At 45.5% G+C, this 19338-nt stretch carries 18 protein-coding genes; 6 read left to right on the forward strand and 12 right to left on the reverse strand.

Features of this window, described 5'->3' with window-relative positions; all coding sequences use genetic code 11:
* Window positions 1-47 precede the first annotated feature (47 nt).
* From AC1MEO_RS04940 to AC1MEO_RS04960, 5 genes are all read right to left on the reverse strand, one after another.
* Window positions 48-1022 carry a PstS family phosphate ABC transporter substrate-binding protein gene (locus AC1MEO_RS04940; protein ID WP_480334727.1) on the reverse strand — a complete coding sequence of 325 codons (975 nt, stop codon included), beginning with the start codon at window positions 1020-1022 and terminating at the stop codon, window positions 48-50.
* A gap of 165 nt (window positions 1023-1187) precedes the next feature.
* Window positions 1188-3365 carry a peptidoglycan D,D-transpeptidase FtsI family protein gene (locus AC1MEO_RS04945; protein WP_480334729.1) on the reverse strand — a complete coding sequence of 726 codons (2178 nt, stop codon included), beginning with the start codon at window positions 3363-3365 and terminating at the stop codon, window positions 1188-1190.
* 112 nt (window positions 3366-3477) lie between these two features.
* Window positions 3478-4086, reverse strand: a complete 609-nt coding sequence (sodA, locus tag AC1MEO_RS04950; RefSeq protein ID WP_480334730.1) for a superoxide dismutase SodA — start codon at window positions 4084-4086, stop codon at window positions 3478-3480.
* Window positions 4087-4232: 146 nt separating this feature from the next.
* A complete protein-coding gene (locus AC1MEO_RS04955) occupies window positions 4233-4712 on the reverse strand; it encodes a DUF456 domain-containing protein (RefSeq protein WP_480334732.1) in 480 nt (159 codons plus the stop codon).
* Between the two features lie 436 nt (window positions 4713-5148).
* On the reverse strand, window positions 5149-6780 hold the full coding sequence (locus AC1MEO_RS04960; RefSeq protein ID WP_480334734.1) for a Na/Pi cotransporter family protein: 1632 nt from the start codon (window positions 6778-6780) through the stop codon (window positions 5149-5151).
* Between the two features lie 161 nt (window positions 6781-6941).
* Between AC1MEO_RS04960 and AC1MEO_RS04965 the strand changes: the two genes are divergently transcribed.
* The 3 genes from AC1MEO_RS04965 (at window position 6942) to AC1MEO_RS04975 (ending at window position 9379) form a co-directional block, all read left to right on the forward strand.
* The gene (locus AC1MEO_RS04965; RefSeq protein ID WP_480334735.1) at window positions 6942-7460 is read left to right on the forward strand and encodes a DUF1189 family protein; all 519 of its coding nucleotides are present in this window, start codon (window positions 6942-6944) and stop codon (window positions 7458-7460) included.
* Between the two features lie 188 nt (window positions 7461-7648).
* Complete coding sequence (ispG, locus tag AC1MEO_RS04970; protein ID WP_480334736.1) at window positions 7649-8770, forward strand: flavodoxin-dependent (E)-4-hydroxy-3-methylbut-2-enyl-diphosphate synthase; 1122 nt, start codon at window positions 7649-7651, stop codon at window positions 8768-8770.
* Window positions 8771-8782: 12 nt separating this feature from the next.
* On the forward strand, window positions 8783-9379 hold the full coding sequence (locus AC1MEO_RS04975; RefSeq protein ID WP_480334738.1) for a hypothetical protein: 597 nt from the start codon (window positions 8783-8785) through the stop codon (window positions 9377-9379).
* 38 nt (window positions 9380-9417) lie between these two features.
* Here the strand turns inward: AC1MEO_RS04975 and AC1MEO_RS04980 are convergent, their stop codons facing one another.
* The 5 genes from AC1MEO_RS04980 to AC1MEO_RS05000 all read right to left on the reverse strand — a co-directional run bounded on the left by AC1MEO_RS04980 (window position 9418) and on the right by AC1MEO_RS05000 (window position 13876).
* Window positions 9418-9828, reverse strand: coding sequence for a Fur family transcriptional regulator (locus tag AC1MEO_RS04980; RefSeq protein ID WP_215101578.1), 411 nt, complete (start codon window positions 9826-9828; stop codon window positions 9418-9420).
* Window positions 9825-10679, reverse strand: coding sequence for a metal ABC transporter permease (locus tag AC1MEO_RS04985; RefSeq protein ID WP_480334739.1), 855 nt, complete (start codon window positions 10677-10679; stop codon window positions 9825-9827). Before AC1MEO_RS04985 ends, AC1MEO_RS04980 begins: the two co-directional genes overlap by 4 nt.
* On the reverse strand, window positions 10676-11443 hold the full coding sequence (locus tag AC1MEO_RS04990) for a metal ABC transporter ATP-binding protein (RefSeq protein ID WP_480334740.1): 768 nt from the start codon (window positions 11441-11443) through the stop codon (window positions 10676-10678). Before AC1MEO_RS04990 ends, AC1MEO_RS04985 begins: the two co-directional genes overlap by 4 nt.
* Before the next feature lie 231 nt (window positions 11444-11674).
* The gene (locus tag AC1MEO_RS04995; RefSeq protein WP_480334741.1) at window positions 11675-12568 is read right to left on the reverse strand and encodes a deoxyribonuclease IV; all 894 of its coding nucleotides are present in this window, start codon (window positions 12566-12568) and stop codon (window positions 11675-11677) included.
* 12 nt (window positions 12569-12580) lie between these two features.
* On the reverse strand, window positions 12581-13876 hold the full coding sequence (locus tag AC1MEO_RS05000; protein ID WP_480334743.1) for a DEAD/DEAH box helicase: 1296 nt from the start codon (window positions 13874-13876) through the stop codon (window positions 12581-12583).
* A gap of 130 nt (window positions 13877-14006) precedes the next feature.
* Between AC1MEO_RS05000 and AC1MEO_RS05005 the strand changes: the two genes are divergently transcribed.
* The 3 genes from AC1MEO_RS05005 (at window position 14007) to AC1MEO_RS05015 (ending at window position 16512) form a co-directional block, all read left to right on the forward strand.
* Entirely contained in the window at window positions 14007-14987 is a 981-nt protein-coding gene (locus tag AC1MEO_RS05005; RefSeq protein ID WP_480334745.1) for a 4-hydroxy-3-methylbut-2-enyl diphosphate reductase, read from the forward strand.
* A 242-nt stretch (window positions 14988-15229) separates the two neighbouring features.
* Window positions 15230-15481 carry a LapA family protein gene (locus AC1MEO_RS05010; RefSeq protein WP_480334747.1) on the forward strand — a complete coding sequence of 84 codons (252 nt, stop codon included), beginning with the start codon at window positions 15230-15232 and terminating at the stop codon, window positions 15479-15481.
* A 320-nt stretch (window positions 15482-15801) separates the two neighbouring features.
* Entirely contained in the window at window positions 15802-16512 is a 711-nt protein-coding gene (locus AC1MEO_RS05015; RefSeq protein WP_480334749.1) for a hypothetical protein, read from the forward strand.
* A 166-nt stretch (window positions 16513-16678) separates the two neighbouring features.
* Here AC1MEO_RS05015 and cls read toward each other — a convergent pair whose 3' ends face one another.
* Window positions 16679-18133: a cardiolipin synthase gene (gene cls, locus AC1MEO_RS05020; RefSeq protein ID WP_480334751.1), complete on the reverse strand. Its 1455-nt coding sequence runs from the start codon at window positions 18131-18133 to the stop codon at window positions 16679-16681.
* Window positions 18134-18450: 317 nt separating this feature from the next.
* The gene (locus AC1MEO_RS05025; RefSeq protein WP_480334753.1) at window positions 18451-19296 is read right to left on the reverse strand and encodes a LysM peptidoglycan-binding domain-containing protein; all 846 of its coding nucleotides are present in this window, start codon (window positions 19294-19296) and stop codon (window positions 18451-18453) included.
* Between the last annotated feature and the right edge of the window lie 42 nt (window positions 19297-19338).

The following is a 19338-nucleotide window of genomic DNA, read 5'->3' on the forward strand; positions in this document are numbered from 1 at the left end:
CAGTGGCTGCTCACCCTCAGACTGGACTAAACTAGACTGTTAACTGTTTATTTTTTTAAAGCTTCCAAATCAGCCAAAGCCTGATCGTATTTTTCTTGTGGCAAAGCGACATATCCGACAGCTTCCGCCATAGCTCCTGCATTTTCAAGCGTATATTGCATAAAATCATAGGCTGCATCGTTTTCAGCTAATGCTGTGTTGTTGGCATAAGTGAACAACGGGCGTGACAGCGGTGAATATTCACCTGATTCAATCGTTTCGTTGGTTGGCTCGATGCCATCGATTGTTACGACTTTCAATGTATCCTGGTTGGCAACGTAATACGCATAGCCGAAGAATCCGATAGCATTTGGATCAGCCTGGATTCCCTGAACCAACGTATTGTCGTCTTCTGAAAGAGTTGCTGAACTGACAAGGTCTTCTTCTTCAAGAATGACTTCGTTGAAATAATCGAATGTCCCTGAATCAGTTCCTGGCGCATAGAAGACCACGTCTTCATCTGGCCATTCCGGATTGATATCAGACCATTTTTTAGTAGTGCCATCTTCTACCCATAGTTTTTTCAAGTCTTCCACCGTCAGGTCTTCCACCCAGTCATTTTCCTGGCTGACGACGATAGATAATCCGTCATAGGCCAATTGGAATTCTGTGTAGTCGATTCCTGCTTCTTCAAGGCTCGCAGCTTCTTCTTCTTTTATCGGACGAGAAGCGTTAGAGAAATCCGTTTCGCCTTGGATGAACTTTTCAAATCCGCCACCCGTACCTGAAACGCCTACAGTCACTTGGACATCCGGTTGTGCGCCGGCATATTCTTCTACAATGCCTTCCATAATCGGTGCTACGGTAGAAGATCCGTCGCCTGATACAGAACCTTCAACAGCTGCTTCTTCTCCAGCTGTGTCTGAACTAGTTTCTTCTGTGCCAGTACTAGTGTCTGTAGATTCTTCTGTGCCGCCACATGCACCCAGAATTAAAGCCGAACCAAGAATAGTTGAAGCCATCGCGAATTTCCAATTTCTCATTACGTTGTTTCCCCCTAGAGTTTATGTTTGTTTACACTCCTTACTATAAACAGAGTTTGTTGAGGACATATAAAGCCAATGTTAAGAAATTGTAAATTGGGCGCTCTTCCAAAAAATAAAAGCTCCAAGGAAGGTTTCTCATAAAGAGAACTTCCCTGGAGCTTTTTACTCGCCTTCTTCTACAACTGAATTGCTGTAAGGCGCTTTTATTAAATTGGTGGCTGACTCCGCTTCTTTGTTTTTCAACTCGAAGTATTTATCAGCTGCTGCACGCGCAATTTCGTTATTGGCTTTTGGTACATTGTTCGGGTCGGTCGTGACATATGGAATGACAACCGCATAGGCGATTTCTGGGTTTTCATAAGGCGCATAACCCACATGTGCAATATTGATCGCATATGTGCCGTTCATTTCATGGTCCTTTTCGTAGAAATACACTTCTGCAGTTCCGGTTTTCCCGGCAGCTGTATAAGGGGTATCACTGAATTGGGCACGCGCCGAGCCCGAGCTGCCACTATACACATTACGCATCCCGGTTTGCACTTGATCGATTTCTTCCTGCGTGTTGTTGATGCGGTTCAGAATTTTGGGTTCGATTATCGTTTCAATCGGGCCCAGTGTTTCTCCGTCTCTGGAAGCTTTACGGATTTCCTTGACGACATGCGGCTCCATCCGGTATCCATCATTGGCAATCGTCGAAATATACTGTGCCAGCTGCAATGGTGTATACGTATCAAACTGTCCGATAGCTAAATCAAGAAGCTTGGCTCCCGGAGTTGTTCCGCCCATATAGCCTGTGGCTTCATTAGGCAAATCGATGCCTGTTTTGACCCCAAGGCCGAATTGTGCGAACGAATTCCGCATGACCTCAAAACTCTCAGGTGGTACATACAAACCTCGGTTATATTGATATTGTGCACCGGCAATCTTCATGGCAATTTTAAACATATAAACGTTGGATGAACGTTCAATGGCCATCAGATCCGTCATCGGAATACGGTTGAATAATTGCGTGTTGAAAATGGAGTTTTTCTGGGATGTACCGGCAAACTTCAAGGGCTCATCGATTTGAACTTCATTCAACTCGACAGCATCCTGTGAATAGCCAGTCAATAGGGTGGCTCCTTTAACAGTTGATCCCATTTCATGAGAGGCCGTAAAACTGCCGAAAGCATAGTCATTGATGACCTGTTTTCCATTGTCATCTTTGCCCAGGCGCTTGCCTACCATCGAAAGCACTTCACCGGTCTGCGGATTCATCATGACCAGATAGGCATCTTTTACCAGTTTGGAACTCGGAGCTGCTTTCAACTGCAGCAATTTATCTTCAACGATCTTCTCGAGTTCACTCTGCAATTCACTGTCGATCGTAAGAACCAGGTCTTTCCCAGCTTCTCCTTCATCTACAGGAATGGTTTCGATAACACTGCCTCTGCCATCCGTGACATTTTTGACCACCGATTTTTGGCCCTGCAGCACTTCTTCATATTCCTGCTCCAGAAAGCTGGTGCCTACGCGGTCATTGCGTGAATAATCGCGCGCCAGGTAATAATCAATTTTATTGGCAGGAATACCGGTTTCCGGTGTTGTCGTGCTTCCAAGTATCGTCAAATCACTTGATTTAATGCGTTTCCAATCCGTCACTGTGTTGACGCCTTTAAGTTTCGGATCCGTTAGCCGTTCTGAAACGCGCGCAAACTCTTCATCTGTAACGCCTTCGTTCTTGATCATCTGAGGAGCCAGTGCATATCCAGAAGTCATTTCCCGGTAAATAGACAGAATCTCCAGCTCTTCAGCAGTCAAACTGGCCAGTTCTTCATCGGTGATTTTGTCTCTGACCAATGCATCCAATTTGCCTTGCTTTTCCTTTTCCGTAATATCTTCAGCGGCAATAGCGGCTTTTTCTTCATCTGTCACTTTCTTGCTGCTACTTTCGGTATTCAATTGTATGTAGAAATCCTGTTTATCCCGGAGTGTCACTTTATCATCGTCTTTTTCGATCAATTTAGCCAATTCTTTTGCCACCGTCAACATTTCTTCCCTTTTGGTCGTCTGCATCGCTGTATAGGTGATGGCGTTGACCGGTGTATTGTCGACTTGAATCCGTCCTTCGCTGTCAAAGATGCGTCCTCTTGGCACGCTGGTGTTGACAGGGACTTCTTCCGTCCTTGCAATAGCACGCGCATAGTCTTCTCCTTTAACGATCTGGAGAAAGCCTAAACGGAGAATCAATAAAGAAAACAATAAAAAGATAGTGAAAAAGAGGATATTCATCCGAAAGACGGTGTTGGACTGCAGTTTCACTCTCGCAAGTGATACGCGTCTTTTTTGAGGCGGTTTCATGGGGCGTTTGCTCCTTTCGCAAAAATATCCACTACTCAGTATATCATCACATAAAAAAAAGCACACACTTTTTCAGACGAAAAAGTGTGTGCAAAGTTTCAATTAGTGACAATTATTTCGATGTTTCGTAACGGTTTGAAACTTCTTCCCAATTCACTACGTTCCAGAATGCGTTGATGTAATCCGGACGTTTGTTTTGGTATTTCAAGTAGTAAGCATGCTCCCATACGTCAAGACCAAGCAATGGTGTTTTGCCTTCCGATAATGGAGAGTCCTGGTTAGGAGTCGATGTTATTTCAAGTTCTCCGTTTGAAAGGACAAGCCAAGCCCAGCCTGAACCAAAACGAGTTTTGCCGGCAGTGGCGAATTTTTCTTTGAATTCGTCAAAGCTGCCAAATTTGCTGTTGATTGCTTCGCCAAGCGCGCCAGTTGGGTTGCCGCCGCCGTTTGGAGACAATAGCTTCCAGAATAACGAGTGGTTGGCATGTCCGCCGCCGTTGTTGCGGACTGCAGTACGGATTGATTCAGGTACTGCGTTCAAATCAGAAATCAATTCTTCCACAGATTTTGAAGCAAGATCTTCGTGGCCTTCTAAAGCCGCGTTTACGTTTGTAATGTACGTGTTATGGTGTTTCGTGTGGTGGATGTTCATTGTTTCTTTGTCGATATGTGGTTCAAGTGCGTCATACGCGTAAGGTAATTCCGGTAATTCATATGCCATGATAAAATTCCTCCTTGAGTCTATTGGTCTACTCTCTTAGCCTATCAAAATTTTCAGACCTATACAAACATAACGCACGCCAAATCCTTTTATTCAGACCTTTGACTGATTTACCCTGATTTAGCAGCCTGTGGAACCTGACCGCTTTAAATGGTGAATAAGAAAATAGCGACCATGACGAGCTGAATGATCCCTTTAGTGAAGACAGAAGTGATAAATCCGACCACAGAGCCGATTCCGGATAGGAACGACTTTTTCAACGAGGATTTATTGAACAGGATTTCCGCTATGATCGCACCGACAAATGGGCCAATCAGAATGCCGACGATGGGAATGATGAATGGACCGATGATCAGGCCGATTGTGCTGCCCCAAAGTCCCGCTCTCGAACCGCCGAACTTTTTGACGCCAAAGGCATTGGCGATGGCATCCGCTCCGAACAGCAGAATGACGAACAGGCTTTGGATTGCCCAGAACCACCAGGGCAGCTCACTAAAGCTGAAAAACAGCCCATACATGACAAAACCGCCGAAAATGAACAGCACTGCCGGTATGATCGGGTAAACCAAACCGATAAAACCAATAACGAAAAAAAGCAGGACGACAATCCAGCCGACAATTTCCATCTGTAACCCTCCTATATAAAAAATCTCTCTTCCATCGTGCCCTACATTTTTTAAAATGTAAAGTGGGATGAAAGAGAGATTATTTTGTGTTTCAAGTTCTGCCGTTTCAGGTTATTATTGCTTCCGCTTTTCTTTGTCCAGACTCCAACTGCCAGCCCCTCGAGTCGCTTCAGCCTTAGCAGCAATGGCCAAGACAGCCATTACCGCTAAGGCTTCCAGCGCTTGTCAGGGCTACGCGGCAGCTTCCGCTTTTCTCATTATCCAGCTGCAGCGCCCAGCTCTTTGGGTCATAAGCCAACCCAGCTGCGTGGCAAAGAACGCCACACTGCTGGTCTGTCTTATGCCCGGCAGAGGCCCACAGGATGTGGGTAACCGTTGCGACAGGAAGTCGCGTACTTAGGTTACCTTCCTTAAGCGGGCGCTTCCGCTTTTCTTGTTAAGCGCGGTTGCCCAGGATCGCTTCTGCAATATTCACTGCGTGATCGCCAACTCGTTCCAGGTTGCTGACGATGTCGACGAAGACAATTCCGGCTTGTGCTGTACACTTGCCTTCATTTAAACGCAAAATGTGCTTTTTGCGGAATTTGCGTTCCATCTTGTCGATCAGGTCTTCCTGTTCGGCTACTTCACGCGCCAGCTCATGGCTGGTCGTATTCAATGCGTTAAGTGCTTTTTGCACGGTAGCAATGGTCAACGTAAACATTTCCGTTAAATCTTCCATTGCGTCTTCCGTGATTTTCACTTTGTTGTTTTCCTGGTAATCGACCAACTCGATGATGTTTTCAAAATGGTCTCCGATCCGTTCAATATCCCGGACGGTTTCCATCAGCATCGTATGGCGTGTCGAGTCGGCTGCCGAAATGGATTCTGCTGAAATGAGCACCAGGTAATCCGTGATTTTGCTGTCGAGATTATTGATGGCATCCTCCAGCTGATAACCCATTTCTGCATTCTTCTTGCTCTTCGTCATCAAATAGGCATAGGTTTCCTGCAGTCCTTGGACCGAATATTCACCCATGCGCAGGATTTCTTCTTTTGCCTGTCCCAGCGCAATTGACGGAGATTGTTCGATAAAATGGATATCGAGGTGCTTCGGTTTAAACTCGACCAGGACTTCTTCACCTGGAATGGCTTTTGTCACCAGGTAAGCCCATGCACCTATTAATGGAAATTGAATAATTGTGTTGGCAACGTTAAATGAACCGTGGGCAAAAGCAATCTGCATCTTCGGCTCCAATGCCAATACACCGGAAATCCATTCTACGTAAGCCGTAAAAGGAATCAGCAAGATCAAGAAGATGACCGAGCCCAGGATATTGAACAGCACGTGCACTGCTGCAGCGCGGCGAGCCGCTATCGACGTACCAAGTGCCGCAAGTACTGCTGTAATGGTCGTTCCGATATTGTCACCAAACAACACCGGCAAAGATGCGCCGAGCGTCAGGATATCCTCAGCATAAAGCCCCTGAAGAATCGCCACCGTACCACTGGAACTCTGAACAATCAATGTAAAGACTGTCCCAACAACAACTCCCAAAATCGGAAATTCACTTAAGTTGACCGTCAAATCGATGAAGGCCGGCAATTCACGGAGCGGCTTCATGCCTCCGCTCATCAATTCCATACCGTAGAAAAGTCCACCAAAACCGAAAATAACTTGCCCGATATTCTGCAGCTGATTTTTCTTGATAAAGAAAATCATTGCGGCACCGACTGCCATGATCGGCAAAGCGTATGCCCCTACATCCAGCCCGATGATAAAGGCTGTAACAGTAGTTCCGATGTTCGCTCCCATAATGACGCCAATGGCCTGTCTTAATGTCATAAATCCGGCACTTACCAATCCAACGACGATTACGGTAGTACCTGAACTTGATTGAATTAAGATGGTTACGATGATACCGACCAGAACACCCATAAATGGATTTGTCGTAAAGCGGTCCAGGATGCTGCGAAGTTTATCGCCTGCTGCTTTCTGCAAAGCATCACCCATAAACTTAATTGAGAATAGGAAAATCCCTAATCCACCGAAGAAGGAAAAGAGAATTTCTTGCCAGTTCATTTCCACGATACTTATTCAACTCCTAAATTTCTTATTCACACCTAACCTATTATGAATAGTTTACTAAGATTTTGTAAACACCTTTATTGAAAATTTACATTCCCGTAACAAAGCGGGATTTTTTTCTCCTGCTGACATGGTAGGATTATTATATAGATGAAAGGAAGATGATCGTGAATATATACCAATTATTCAAAGCGAGTTTAATGGAACCTAAAAGGCAGGCAGCCGTCCGTATTATGACCATCGGCAAAATCATGCAGTTCATCTTTGTCTTCGTGGCTTTATTGACCATCGTTTCTTTTGTTGAATGGATTCTTGGTTTAGGTGATACGACCAGCAGTATCGCGGGTCTCATTGAGTTTGTCGAAGACATCGAATGGCTGCTTTATCCATTTGCTTTGGTTTTTTTATTTGTCTCTACTACGCTTTATCATTTCATCAAAATCAGCTTTTTCGCATTGATCGCCTTACTGATAGTGAATGCCAGAAAGCGCCGAGGTGAATACCGCCATTTATGGAGAACTGCTGCGCTCAGTGTCACAGTTCCGACATTGCTGGCATTTATCCTGAGTTTCTTCGAGCTCGGATTTGCTGTTTCACTGGCGACCAGCCTGCTGACCATCCTCTATTTGTATTTGGCTATCGGCTACTACCCCAAAAAACCGCCCATGAAACAGCAATAAACGGAACGTTAATTTCTTGTAAAGAACGCTGGTAATCAGCCGTCTTTCTTGTCTTTTAGAGCGCGACACTGCTAAAATGGCTATAGGTAATGGAATAGAGCCGACAGCTTTCGGGAAATCCGGCAGTTGTGGGACAAAGATACGTGAGCCGCAAAAACAGGCCACCATTAAAAAGGAGAGATTTTTTCATGAGCGAAATGACACACCGTTCAAAGACACGCCCCGTAAAAGTCGGAGATTTGACGATCGGCGGCAGTAATGAATTATTTATACAAAGTATGGCCACCACCAAAACCCACGATGTGGAAGCGACGGTTGCTGAAATTCTTCGTCTGGAAGAAGCAGGTTGCCAAATCGTCCGTGTAGCCTGTCCTGATGAGCGCGCTGCCTATTCAATCGGCGCCATCAAAGCGCGCATCAATATTCCACTCGTAGTGGATATTCATTTTGATTACAAATTGGCATTGATCGCCATCGAACAAGGTGCCGATAAAATCCGCATCAACCCGGGCAACATTGGACGCCGCGAAAAAGTGGAAGCTGTTGTCAATGCAGCCAAAGCAAAAGGCATTCCGATCCGCATTGGCGTCAACGCCGGTTCTTTGGAACGCAAAATCCTTGAAAAATATGGCTATCCTACGGCTGAAGGCATGGTTGAAAGTGCCCTTCACCATATTAAGATCCTGGAAGACCTGGATTTCCACGACATCATCGTTTCATTGAAAGCATCAGACGTCAGCCTGGCTGTCGAAGCCTATGAATTGGCATCAAAAGCGTTCGATTATCCATTGCACTTGGGCATCACGGAATCCGGCACCTTGTTTTCCGGCACCGTGAAAAGTGCCGCTGGACTTGGCGCATTATTCGCTAAAGGCATCGGCAACACATTACGTGTTTCGCTGAGTGCGGATCCGGTCGAAGAAGTGAAAGTGGCCCGTGAAATGCTGAAGATTTTCGGCCTTTCCTCTAATGCTGCAACCCTGATTTCATGCCCGACATGCGGACGCATTGAAATCGATTTGATTACCATCGCCAATGAAGTGGAAGAATACATCTCCCACATTAAAGCGCCATTGAAAGTGGCTGTTTTAGGCTGTGCGGTAAACGGACCGGGTGAAGCTCGTGAAGCCGATATCGGCATTGCCGGCGCACGCGGAGAAGGTTTGCTGTTCATGAACGGCAAGACTGTCCGTAAAGTTCCTGAGGCAACAATGGTTGATGAATTGAAAATTGAAATCGATAAATTAGCGGAACAGTATTTCGCGAAGCAAGCCGCAGAGAAAAAAGAAATGGAACAACAACAAGTATAAGGTTGTGAGCAGATGAGATACCGTTTTGGAATTGATATTGATGGGACAGTGACTTCACCATCGTCATTGATTTCTCACATAAATGAAAAGTTCAAGAGTGAATTGACTTTGGACGATATCAAGGAATATGATTTGACCGCCGCCCTTCCCCATTTGTCTCAAGGTGAATTCTATTCCTGGTTCCGGGATTCAGAGCCGCAGATCTACGCAGCTTCTCCGGTTTCTGAAAATGCCAAGAAAATCTTGAACAATTGGAAAGACCAATACGAACTGTATTACATTTCCGCCAGAGGCGACAATGTCCGTGACGTCACTTTTGACTGGTTCGCTGAACACGCCATTGCCTATGACCATATCGAGTTGATCGGTTCCCATAAGAAAATCGAAACAGCCAAGCGCCACAATGTCCATTTGTTCTTCGAGGACAAACACGATAATGCTGTCGAAATCGCTGAAGAACTGGACATTCCTGTCCTGTTATTCGATACCCCTTATAACCGGCAACTGATTCCCAACAACGTGATACGCGTCTACGATTGGCTCGAAGCAAATGAATGGGTAAAGAATGAATTCAATATCCAAAAGACATTGATCAGTAATAACAGCTAAAAAAATAAAGCGAGAGTGGGTTCTTCCCACTCTCGCTTTTATTTGCATTCCGGACATTTTCCGTATATTTCAAACTTATGGTTAGCAATTTCATATGCCGGCAATGCGGCTCCGAGCATATCCATCGGACAGACCGGAATTTCCTTGATTTTCCCACAATCCATGCAGATGAAATGATGATGATGATGATCGCTTTCACATTGCATCCGGAAATGGCGCTCTCCCGATAACTCCGTTTCCTCCAATATGCCAAGTGACACAAAAGTTGCCAGGTTGCGGTACACCGTGTCATAGCTCATGCTCGGATAATCTTTCTGCATGACATCCAGCAAATCTCTCGCCGTCAAATAGCGTTCATCATTGGCGAACAACTCCAGGATCTGATTGCGCTTTGACGTTTCTTTAAACCCATTATCTTTCAGGATATTCCATGCGTTGGTTAAATTCATGCGATCGCTCCTTTTTTAAATGAAACCATGATCTTTTTATAGGCAATGACCAGGAGTAACAGGAAAATGGAAGTGACGACAATTGTGCCGCCTGGTGCCAAATCAAAATAAAAGGCGGTAACAAGTCCCGTGATGACCGAAATTTCCCCAAAAACAATAGACAGCACGATCGTCTGTTTAAAGCTTTTCGTCACCCGCATAGCGGTTGCAACCGGAATCGTCATTAAAGATGACACCAACAGAATGCCCACAATGCGCATAGATCCGGCAATGACCAGCGCCGTAACAATCATGAACATGAAATGGATCCATTTTGCAGGTAGGCCGGAAGCTCTCGCGTATTCATCATCAAAAGACAACACGAATAATTCCTTGAAAAAGAAATAGATGAATGCCAACACGACGATTGCGATTCCTCCAACAATCATCAGGTCTTCCCTGCTGACCGCTGAAACCGAACCGAACAAATAGCCGAACAAGTCATTGGAAAAGCCTTGCGCCAAGGAGATGAAAATAGCACCAAAGCCGATGCCTGCAGATAAAATGATGGGAATGGCCAATTCTTCATAATGCTTGTAGAGGCTTCTCAGCCGTTCAATCAGCACCGACCCGGCTACCGATGCCGCAATGCCAAGAAACAATGGATTCAACAGGGCCAATGAAGCCACGCTCTGGCTTAAATACAAGCTTCCTGCAATTCCTGCAAGCGTTACATGGCTCAAGGCATCTGCGATGAGGGAAAGCCTGCGGACAACGATAAAGACGCCGAGGAGCGGGGCAATGACCCCGATGATCAATCCGGCCGCAAAGGCATTCTGTAAAAATTCATAAGATAATATAGCTTCAATCATGCATGGCTTCCTCCGATATGGTGAATTTTCCGGACAGAATGGCCGTACCACGCTTCGCGCTGCTCGTCGCTCATGGTGTGAAGCTGCTCTTTGAACCCGTGGAAATGGATGGTCTGGTTTAAACAGGCTACGTGGGTGATGCGGTCTGTCACCGTATCAACATCGTGCGTCACCAGCACCAGGGTGATATTTTTTTCGCGGTTCAGTGACGCCAACATATCATAGAAGGCCTGAACATTTTGATGGTCTACGCCGACAGTCGGTTCATCCAGAATCAGGATCTTCGGCTTAGCCACCAATGCGCGGGCAATGAAGATGCGCTGCTGTTGGCCTCCTGACAGTTCACTGACACTTCTTCCGATGAAATCCTGCATGCCCACCGATTCCAACGCTTCTGCTACTTGTTCATGAGCAGATTTCGGCAAACGGTGGAACAATCCGGTTTTCTTAGCCAGGCCGCCTGCCACGACTTCCTCTACCGTTGCCGGGAACCCTGAATTGAATGAATTGGATTTCTGCGATACATAGCCAATCCATTCGCGGTTCTTAAAGTTTTTCGCGTCCACTCCGAAAAGCTCGATCTTGCCTTTGCTCGGCTTTATCAGCCCCAGCATAATCTTCAGCAAAGTCGATTTGCCGGAACCATTTGGGCCTAGAATCGCCAGAAAATCCCCTTCTTCCACTTTCATGGAAATATTATGGAGCGCTTTTGTTTGTTCATATTCAAAACTGATGTCTTTAATGTCAATTAATGGCGCGACCATTTTGCCGCCTCTTTTCTAATTAATAATGATTACGATTTACCTTAAGAAAGTATAGTAGAGTTCGCTGGTAATGTAAATAGATAGAGCTTGAATAAGTTTATAATTTGCACCGGCTTTTCTTTGATCACTAAAATAAGAAGAAGACAATATGTTCTTCCCTGACAGTAAGCAAAAAATAAGAAGCTGAAGACGCACCCTAAAAAATCAGGTCCTTCTTCAGCTTCTTGCCTCTTATAGAGGGGATTTCAACTCTTCGATAGCGCCTGGTGAAAAGATGCCCGCTTTGAACATTTCAATTTCGAATGCATAAGGCGGTTTCTTATTTTTGGCATCCAGTCCGACATAAGGCGTCTCAAGGATTTTCGGTACATGCATAAGATCGGGATGATGGACGATTCCGTTCAAGGCATCAAAGCCGATTTCACCAAAACCAATGTTTTCGTGGCGGTCTTTGCCCGCTCCGCGAACATTTTTGCTGTCGTTGATGTGCAGTACTTGAAGCCGGCCGATGCCGACAATGCGGTCGAACTCTTCAAGGACTCCGTTGAAATCTTCTTTGATGTTATAGCCCGCATCATGCGTATGGCAAGTGTCGAAACACACGGACAAACGTTCATTATGAGTAACGCCATTGATGATGGCAGCGATTTCCTCAAAACTGCGTCCACATTCCGTGCCTTTTCCAGCCATGGTCTCCAGTGCGATATTGACCGGATAATCCTGTGTCAATACCTCATTCAAGCCCTCGATGATCTTAGCGATTCCCGCATCCGCTCCAGCTCCGACATGGGCGCCAGGATGCAGAACAATCTGTTTTGCTCCAAGAGCCGCTGTCCGCTCGATTTCCTTTTGAAGGAATTCTACGCCATGTGCAAAGGTTTCAGGTTTTTGGGTATTGCCTAAATTGATGATGTACGGCGCATGGACGACAATATTCGTTAAATTATTGGCGGCCATATGGGCACGCCCTGCGTCGATATTCAACTCTTCAATCGGTTTGCGGCGCGTATTTTGCGGTGCCCCAGTATAGATCATGAAAGTCGACGCTCCGTAAGAAGCGGCTTCTTCGCTTGCTGCAAGCAGCATTCCTTTGCCGCTCATTGATACGTGAGATCCTAATAGCATGAAACTATCTCCTTACTTTTTGCGATTTTTGCGGCGTTCCGCTTTTTTGATTTCGTCCATTTTCCATTTCATCTTCTTCTTGTACATCGGTTTTACCGCTTTTGGTTTATGGACCATCGTTTTCGCTTTTGCATCCGCTTCGTTCACTTTTCTTATGCGTGTCGTACGGCTGTGGCGATCTTTCAAATCTGCAAACTCACCATTGACGATGTCTTTTTGCTGGAAAGGAATCCCCATTTTTTCAATCCGGACAATTGCGTCGTCATCTTCCGGCTTGAACAAGGTGATGGCCACGCCCTTCATCCCTGCGCGAGCCGTCCGGCCAACACGGTGGATAAAGAACTCCAGGTCTTCCGGCAGCTCATAGTTGATGACGTGGCTGACGCCCTGAATATCGATTCCGCGCGCTGCAAGATCTGTTGCAACGATGTATTGGTATTCCAAATCACGGATCTGGCGCATCATTTTGACGCGCTCACGCGGAGGCAAATCGCCATGGACACGGCCGACACGGATTCCTTGTTTTGCTAATTGGTCAGCAACATAATCCGCATTTGTGCGGGTATTGACGAAAATAATTGCCAAATAAGGATTGATGACTTTCATGACATCCTGCAGGCGTTCCATTTTCTTTTTGCTGCGGACAGGAACCAGGTAAAAGTCCAGACCGTCAGCTGTTGGGCGTTTATCGCCAATTTTCACATGAATTGGTGATTCCATGTATTTTTTCAGGAATGGTTTCAGTTTTTCTGGAATGGTTGCTGAAAAAACATACATTTCCAGTTTGTCCTGCATTTTCCCAGCCACTTGGTCGATTTCTTCGATAAAACCAAGATCAAAAGCCAAATCGGCTTCATCCACTACAAGAATTTTTCCTGTGTGTACCAAAAGAGCATTTTCTTTGACCAGGTCTCTCAGGCGGCCAGGTGTACCGATGACGATATGCGGCTGTGTTTTCAATTTATTGATTGAACGTTGCTTGTCTGTTCCACCGATAAACGATTTTACTTCAATGCCGGATCCGACAACCAGTTTCTGCAATTCGTTGTAGATCTGCGTTCCAAGTTCACGTGTCGGTGCTGCGATTACCGCCTGCACTTCCTGTTTGCTGACGTCGATGCGTTCTACGATCGGGATGATGAAACTATGCGTTTTTCCAGTCCCTGTATGGGATTGTCCAATAGCACTTGTGCCTTTCAATATATGGGGCATCATTTCCTTTTGAATCGGTGTCGGTTCTGTAAAACCGAGTTTTTCTACCGCTTCCAATAGGAACGGTTTGAATGGATATTCGTTGAATTTTGTCATGGGATTAAATTCCCTCCTTAAGCTCTTGATATTATAGCATAAAATAGCCACTTTACGCGATGGAACTTTTGTAAAGCTGCACCGTCTCCGTTATAATGAATGTATGATTTTGAAAGGAGCGCGGTACTTGATGAAGGTTATGAAAATATCGCCAAGAGGATATTGCTACGGAGTGGTGGATGCCATGGTCATTGCAAAAAATGCTGCAATGGACGAAAGTTTGCCACGCCCCATTTATATACTAGGAATGATTGTCCACAATAAGCATGTAACAGATGCATTTGAAGAAGATGGCATCATTACATTGGATGGCACAAACCGGCTGGAAATTCTGGAGAAAGTCGAGACCGGCACCGTCATTTTCACAGCCCACGGCGTTTCTCCGCAAGTCCGTGAACTAGCAAGGCGCAAAGGCCTGGTGTCGATCGATGCTACCTGCCCTGACGTCACTGTGACGCACGACTTGATCGAGGAGAAGACAGCTGATGGCTACCAGATCATTTATATCGGCAAAAGCGGACATCCGGAACCGGAAGGCGCAATCGGCGTCGCACCCGACATGGTCCATTTAGTGGAAACCGTGGAAGATGTCAACCGCCTGGAAATCGACTCAGAAAAAATCATCGTCACCAACCAAACGACCATGAGCCAATGGGATGTTGTGGAAATGATGGAACGCCTAAAAGAGAAATTCCCGCATTCCGAAGTCCATAAGGAAATTTGCTTGGCTACTCAGGTACGCCAGGAAGCAGTTGCGCAACAGGCCGGCGAAGCAGACCTATTGATCGTCATCGGCGACCCGATGAGCAATAACTCAAACCGCTTGGCACAGGTGTCCCAGGACATCGCCGGCACTCCAGCCTACCGCATTTCGGATATTTCCGAACTGAATCTGGAATGGCTGGAAGGCGTTGAAACTGTGGGCATTACAGCAGGCGCTTCCACGCCGACACCCATCGTCAAAGAAGTGATGAAGTTCCTGGACCTTTATGACCCGGCTGATCCAAGTACACATCAGCTGGCACAAACTGTTCCACTGAATAAAATCCTGCCAAAAATCAAGCACCCGAAACCATCGAATCGCATCGAGCCGTATCCGGTAAGCGAATAATATAAGGCTGCCCCAAAAGTTGGTTCTCTGACTTTTGGCGGCAGCCTTTTTAATGTTGGATGGAAACTCTCTTCCAACCCATTTCATTGGAATAAGGCGAGAACATGGCTATCAAAAAGAACGTGAGACCAAATAGAGCTCGGACAAATCGGTTGTCCAAGTTTATAAGTTAAATGAAACAGGGTATAAACTCTATAAAACTTTTCTGTTTTTCATCTTATTTTGAAAAGGAGATCACGTCTATGAAATTCCAGTGGCTTGTGTTGCTCGCATTTTTATTTGCTGTACTGATCACCATTTTCGCCGTTATCAATGTGGATGCTGTGCAAGTCAATTATGTTTTCGGTCAAGCGGAGTGGCCCCTTATCCTTGTTATCCTTGTTTCTGCCGTACTGGGATTCCTGTTAAGCGCAACAGTGGCACTTGTCAAGATTTTCTCTTTGCAGAAGAATATTAGAGCTCTGCAAAAAGGAAAGGCCGGAAAAGAGAGCTGACAACAAGTTTTCTTCATCAGTTCAACTAATACAAGTCAGTTTTCCCTCCATCACTTTTTTTACCATGCGGTCATCGTTAATACGGTGGCCGTTTTATGCGGCGTAATTCGAGTGATTCCATGTCTCTCCCGGGGCACCCGGCAAAACTGATGCCGACTGCGTACTTTGGGTCCAGAAGATTGATGCAGTCGGCTTTGCCGATTTTTCATGTCTCCGCTGATTCCATCTGTTCCTATCGATTTTAAACTTTGCTCGATGTACAATAGAGCTAAAATTTCTATATTAAACCAGCTGCAACAATCTGACAGGAGGTTTGGGTCATGCAGATGATTCCGTTCTTGATCGGTTTTGTATTCATTTTGATTCATTTCTTTGCAAGCGTCCTTGTCCCTGCGGAAAAACTCAAACAGATGAAATGGTTTTCATTTTCAGGTGGGCTGGCCGTTTCGTATATTTTTATCTACCTACTCCCCACTCTGCACAAGCAACAGACAAATATTGAAGAACCATATCGCCGGTTAACGATGGAGTCGGAAATTTATTTTGTTGGCCTCGTCGGTGTTGTCCTATTTGTCGGCATTCAGATCGTCATCCAGAAAAAATATGTTTCCCGAACAACCACCTTTTGGTCCGTCATTTCGTTCTATGCGCTTTATAACGCCCTCGTCTCTTACTCAGTGCTGTCTTTCGAAGTGTCAGCTATTCAGGCCTTGTTTTATTGCGTGGCGATTGGCCCGCATTTTGTAGCGGTTGCACATGATATGTGGCGGAAGTTTCCGGTCGAATACAATAAATACGGCCGTTATATATTGGCTGTGGGGATTATTGCCGGTTGGACTGCAGCATTAACTACTGAACTCACGCCGCTTTTCAAATCCATTATTTTTTCTCTTGTTTCTGGAGCGATGATTTACACTGTGTTCAAACATGAGTTGCCGAGTGAGAAAGAAACGCATTTCCCGACCTTTTTAATTGCCGTTCTCATTTATTCTATCGTCACCATGTCTCTGAAGTTTTTCTTTGAGTGGTAGCCTAACATACGGAAATTTAATGCTGGTTGCCTCATATTCCAGCTGTGTATTTCTATAAATTTCCAACCAAAAACCGGAGAAGATGCTGATTGCAAGCACCTTCTCCGGCGTTAGTTGTCTAGTGCAGTTCACAACGGTCCCAGCTCTTTAAAGGTTCTTATTCCATTCATAAAATCGGACTTAACAACCGCGAAAAACCTTCGCGGAATTTGATTGTCCAATTGCGTTTGGCGTATAGCTCTTTCGTCAGCTTCCGGCAGTTGGCTGTGTCGGATTCGAACAACGACTCCAGTTCCAGTGCGACCCGCCGATTAAACACCAACGCGTTAATTTCGAAATTCAAGCGAAAGCTGCGTGCGTCCAGGTTGGTCGTGCCCACAGTTGAAATTTCGCCGTCAACAGTCAATGTTTTGGAATGAAGAAACCCGCGGTCGTATAAATAGACATCCGCCCCGTAATCGAGCAGCTCTCCGAGAAATGACCAGGATCCCCACATGACAAACGGATGATCCGGCTTTCCAGGAATCATAATATGCATTTTCACGCCGCTCAGCAATGCCATTTTGCAGGCGTCCATAAAACTCTTATCCGGAATAAAGTACGGCGTCTGGATGAATACCTCTCGTTCGGCAGACGAAATCATTTTGATCATCATGTTTTTTAAATGTTCCGTGTGGGAGTTCGGGCCGCTCGTGACAATCTGCATCGGAGACAAGCTCTTTACATCGTGTTGGGGAAAGCAAAAGATATCGTCTCGTTTCTTATGCTGATTAGAATAATTCCAGTCCAGAATAAAGCGCTCCTGGATATGCTGGACCACATCCCCTGCTATCCGCAAATGGACATCCCGCCAATACCCAAATTTCTTTACTTCACCCAAATATTCTGTACCCACATTAAAGCCGCCGATATAGCCGACTTTTCCATCGATGAGGCAGACTTTCCGGTGATTGCGGTTATTGACCCGCAGATTTATGAACCCGAGAGCAGATGGGAAAAAAATCTGCACTTCACCGCCGTATGCAATCAATTCCTTAAAGTCGGCTTCCTTTAAACTTCTCGAACCGAAACCGTCGTAGAGAAGACGAACTTTGACTCCCGCTTTTGCCCGCTCCAGCAAGGCATCGAGCAGCCGTTTTCCCAGTGCATCCCGTTTGATGATGTAGTACTGGATATTGACCTCTTCCTGTGCATTGCCGATGTCCCCAATCAGGGTATCGAACTTCTGTACACCTTCAGAGAGGACATCCATGTCATTGTAGAAACTGATCAGGGAACGGGAAGCCTGGAGATTCATAATCAACAGCTGTTTATGCTTTTTTAGCAGTTCATCATCGTATTCAGCTGCCCCACTCTGAATGCGTTCGATTTGAGAATTGATTTGCCGGGAGTGATAGGACTGTTCTTCTTCACTTAAATTATAAAAGTTCTCATCTTTTAAAAGCCTGCCGAAAAACAAATAAACGATAAAGCCAAGGACCGGTAAAAAGAATAAAACCAGCAGCCATGCCCAGGCAGCCCCCGGGTCACGCCGTTCAGTGAAAATGACCACAATGGCCAGCACAACATTCAATAGGATTACACCGTCCAACGCCCAGCTTAAAAAGATCAACCAATCCATCTTGCCACCCCTTTCGCCATGTCCCAATTCCATTTTCCAACTACCCAAATTGTCTTCTTTTTAAAAATAAAAAGCCATCAGGACAGAAGATTTTCCCGTCTCGACAGCTCTTATTTGAAGCTTTTACAGCGATTGGTTAACTCGAAACGAATATTCCCAGGATTTTTTGACATGCCTGATGGGAGCCTAGAACATCCTCCCCCTCCAAAAGATAAGGAACTCTTTGAGAACCAGGTGAAGTTCGAAACAAATTATTGACGAATTGCAAGAAAAAACTAGAGCATATTCGGCCATAATTCAAAAACAACTTAACTTTTTCACTGCAGTTCTTGCACTGCATAGGAAACCAGTTCATAGCGCGGACCTACACGAACCACTGTGAATGTTAACTTGAGGTCATTCCGATCCGCCAGGTGCTCGATTGGAGCGTTTCCTTGATACAGATTTATCGCATAGTAATCATTGCCCACCTTCACTTCGATCACGCGGCCATCCGCCAATCCAAAAGGTTCTTCGGTGGTGATTTCCAATACTTCACCTGAGACTTTAAGTTCTTGAAGCACCTGCAATGTACCACTTGGCAAAGCGATCGTATTCCCGAATTTATTTTGTAAAGTGTACTTGGTGTCACCCGACTTCACAAAGTATGATGCAGAAGTTCGGTGTATGACCCCCGTATCCGGATAAAGCGTTAAGATTTGCCCAATCTGAATGATGTCCGATGTTAAACGGTTCAGCCTTTTGATGCTGTCAATTGAAATCCCTGTCCGTTTGGAGATGGAATACAAGGTATCTCCTTTCACCACCCGGTAATTTCTGTTTTCCAGATTTTCCTGGTTGCCAGACCACGGTTGGTTTGGGTGCGGAATTGCGATTTTTTGTCCGGTTATGAGTCTGGTGCTTGTGGTGAAGTTCGCTGCCATCAGCTGTTCAACCACTAACCCGTTCTTTTTCGCAATGCTGTAGAAGGTGTCTCCTTTTTGGACAATGTAATAATTGGCCACTTCAGTCGCTGCACTGGGTGTAATCACTGGACCTGCAACTGCGGCAGAAGAAACTAACGCAAACGACAAGAGGATTTTGGCCATTCGTTTGTTTCCTTTCGGCGATTGATGCCCTTTCTTTTTGGCATGAGGGACGGGTTTCAACTTAAATTCCTCCATCTTAGCCCCCTACTTTCCGGTTTTATTTTAGCTGCTGTTAAC

The organism is Planococcus sp. BI3 (assembly GCF_056680115.1).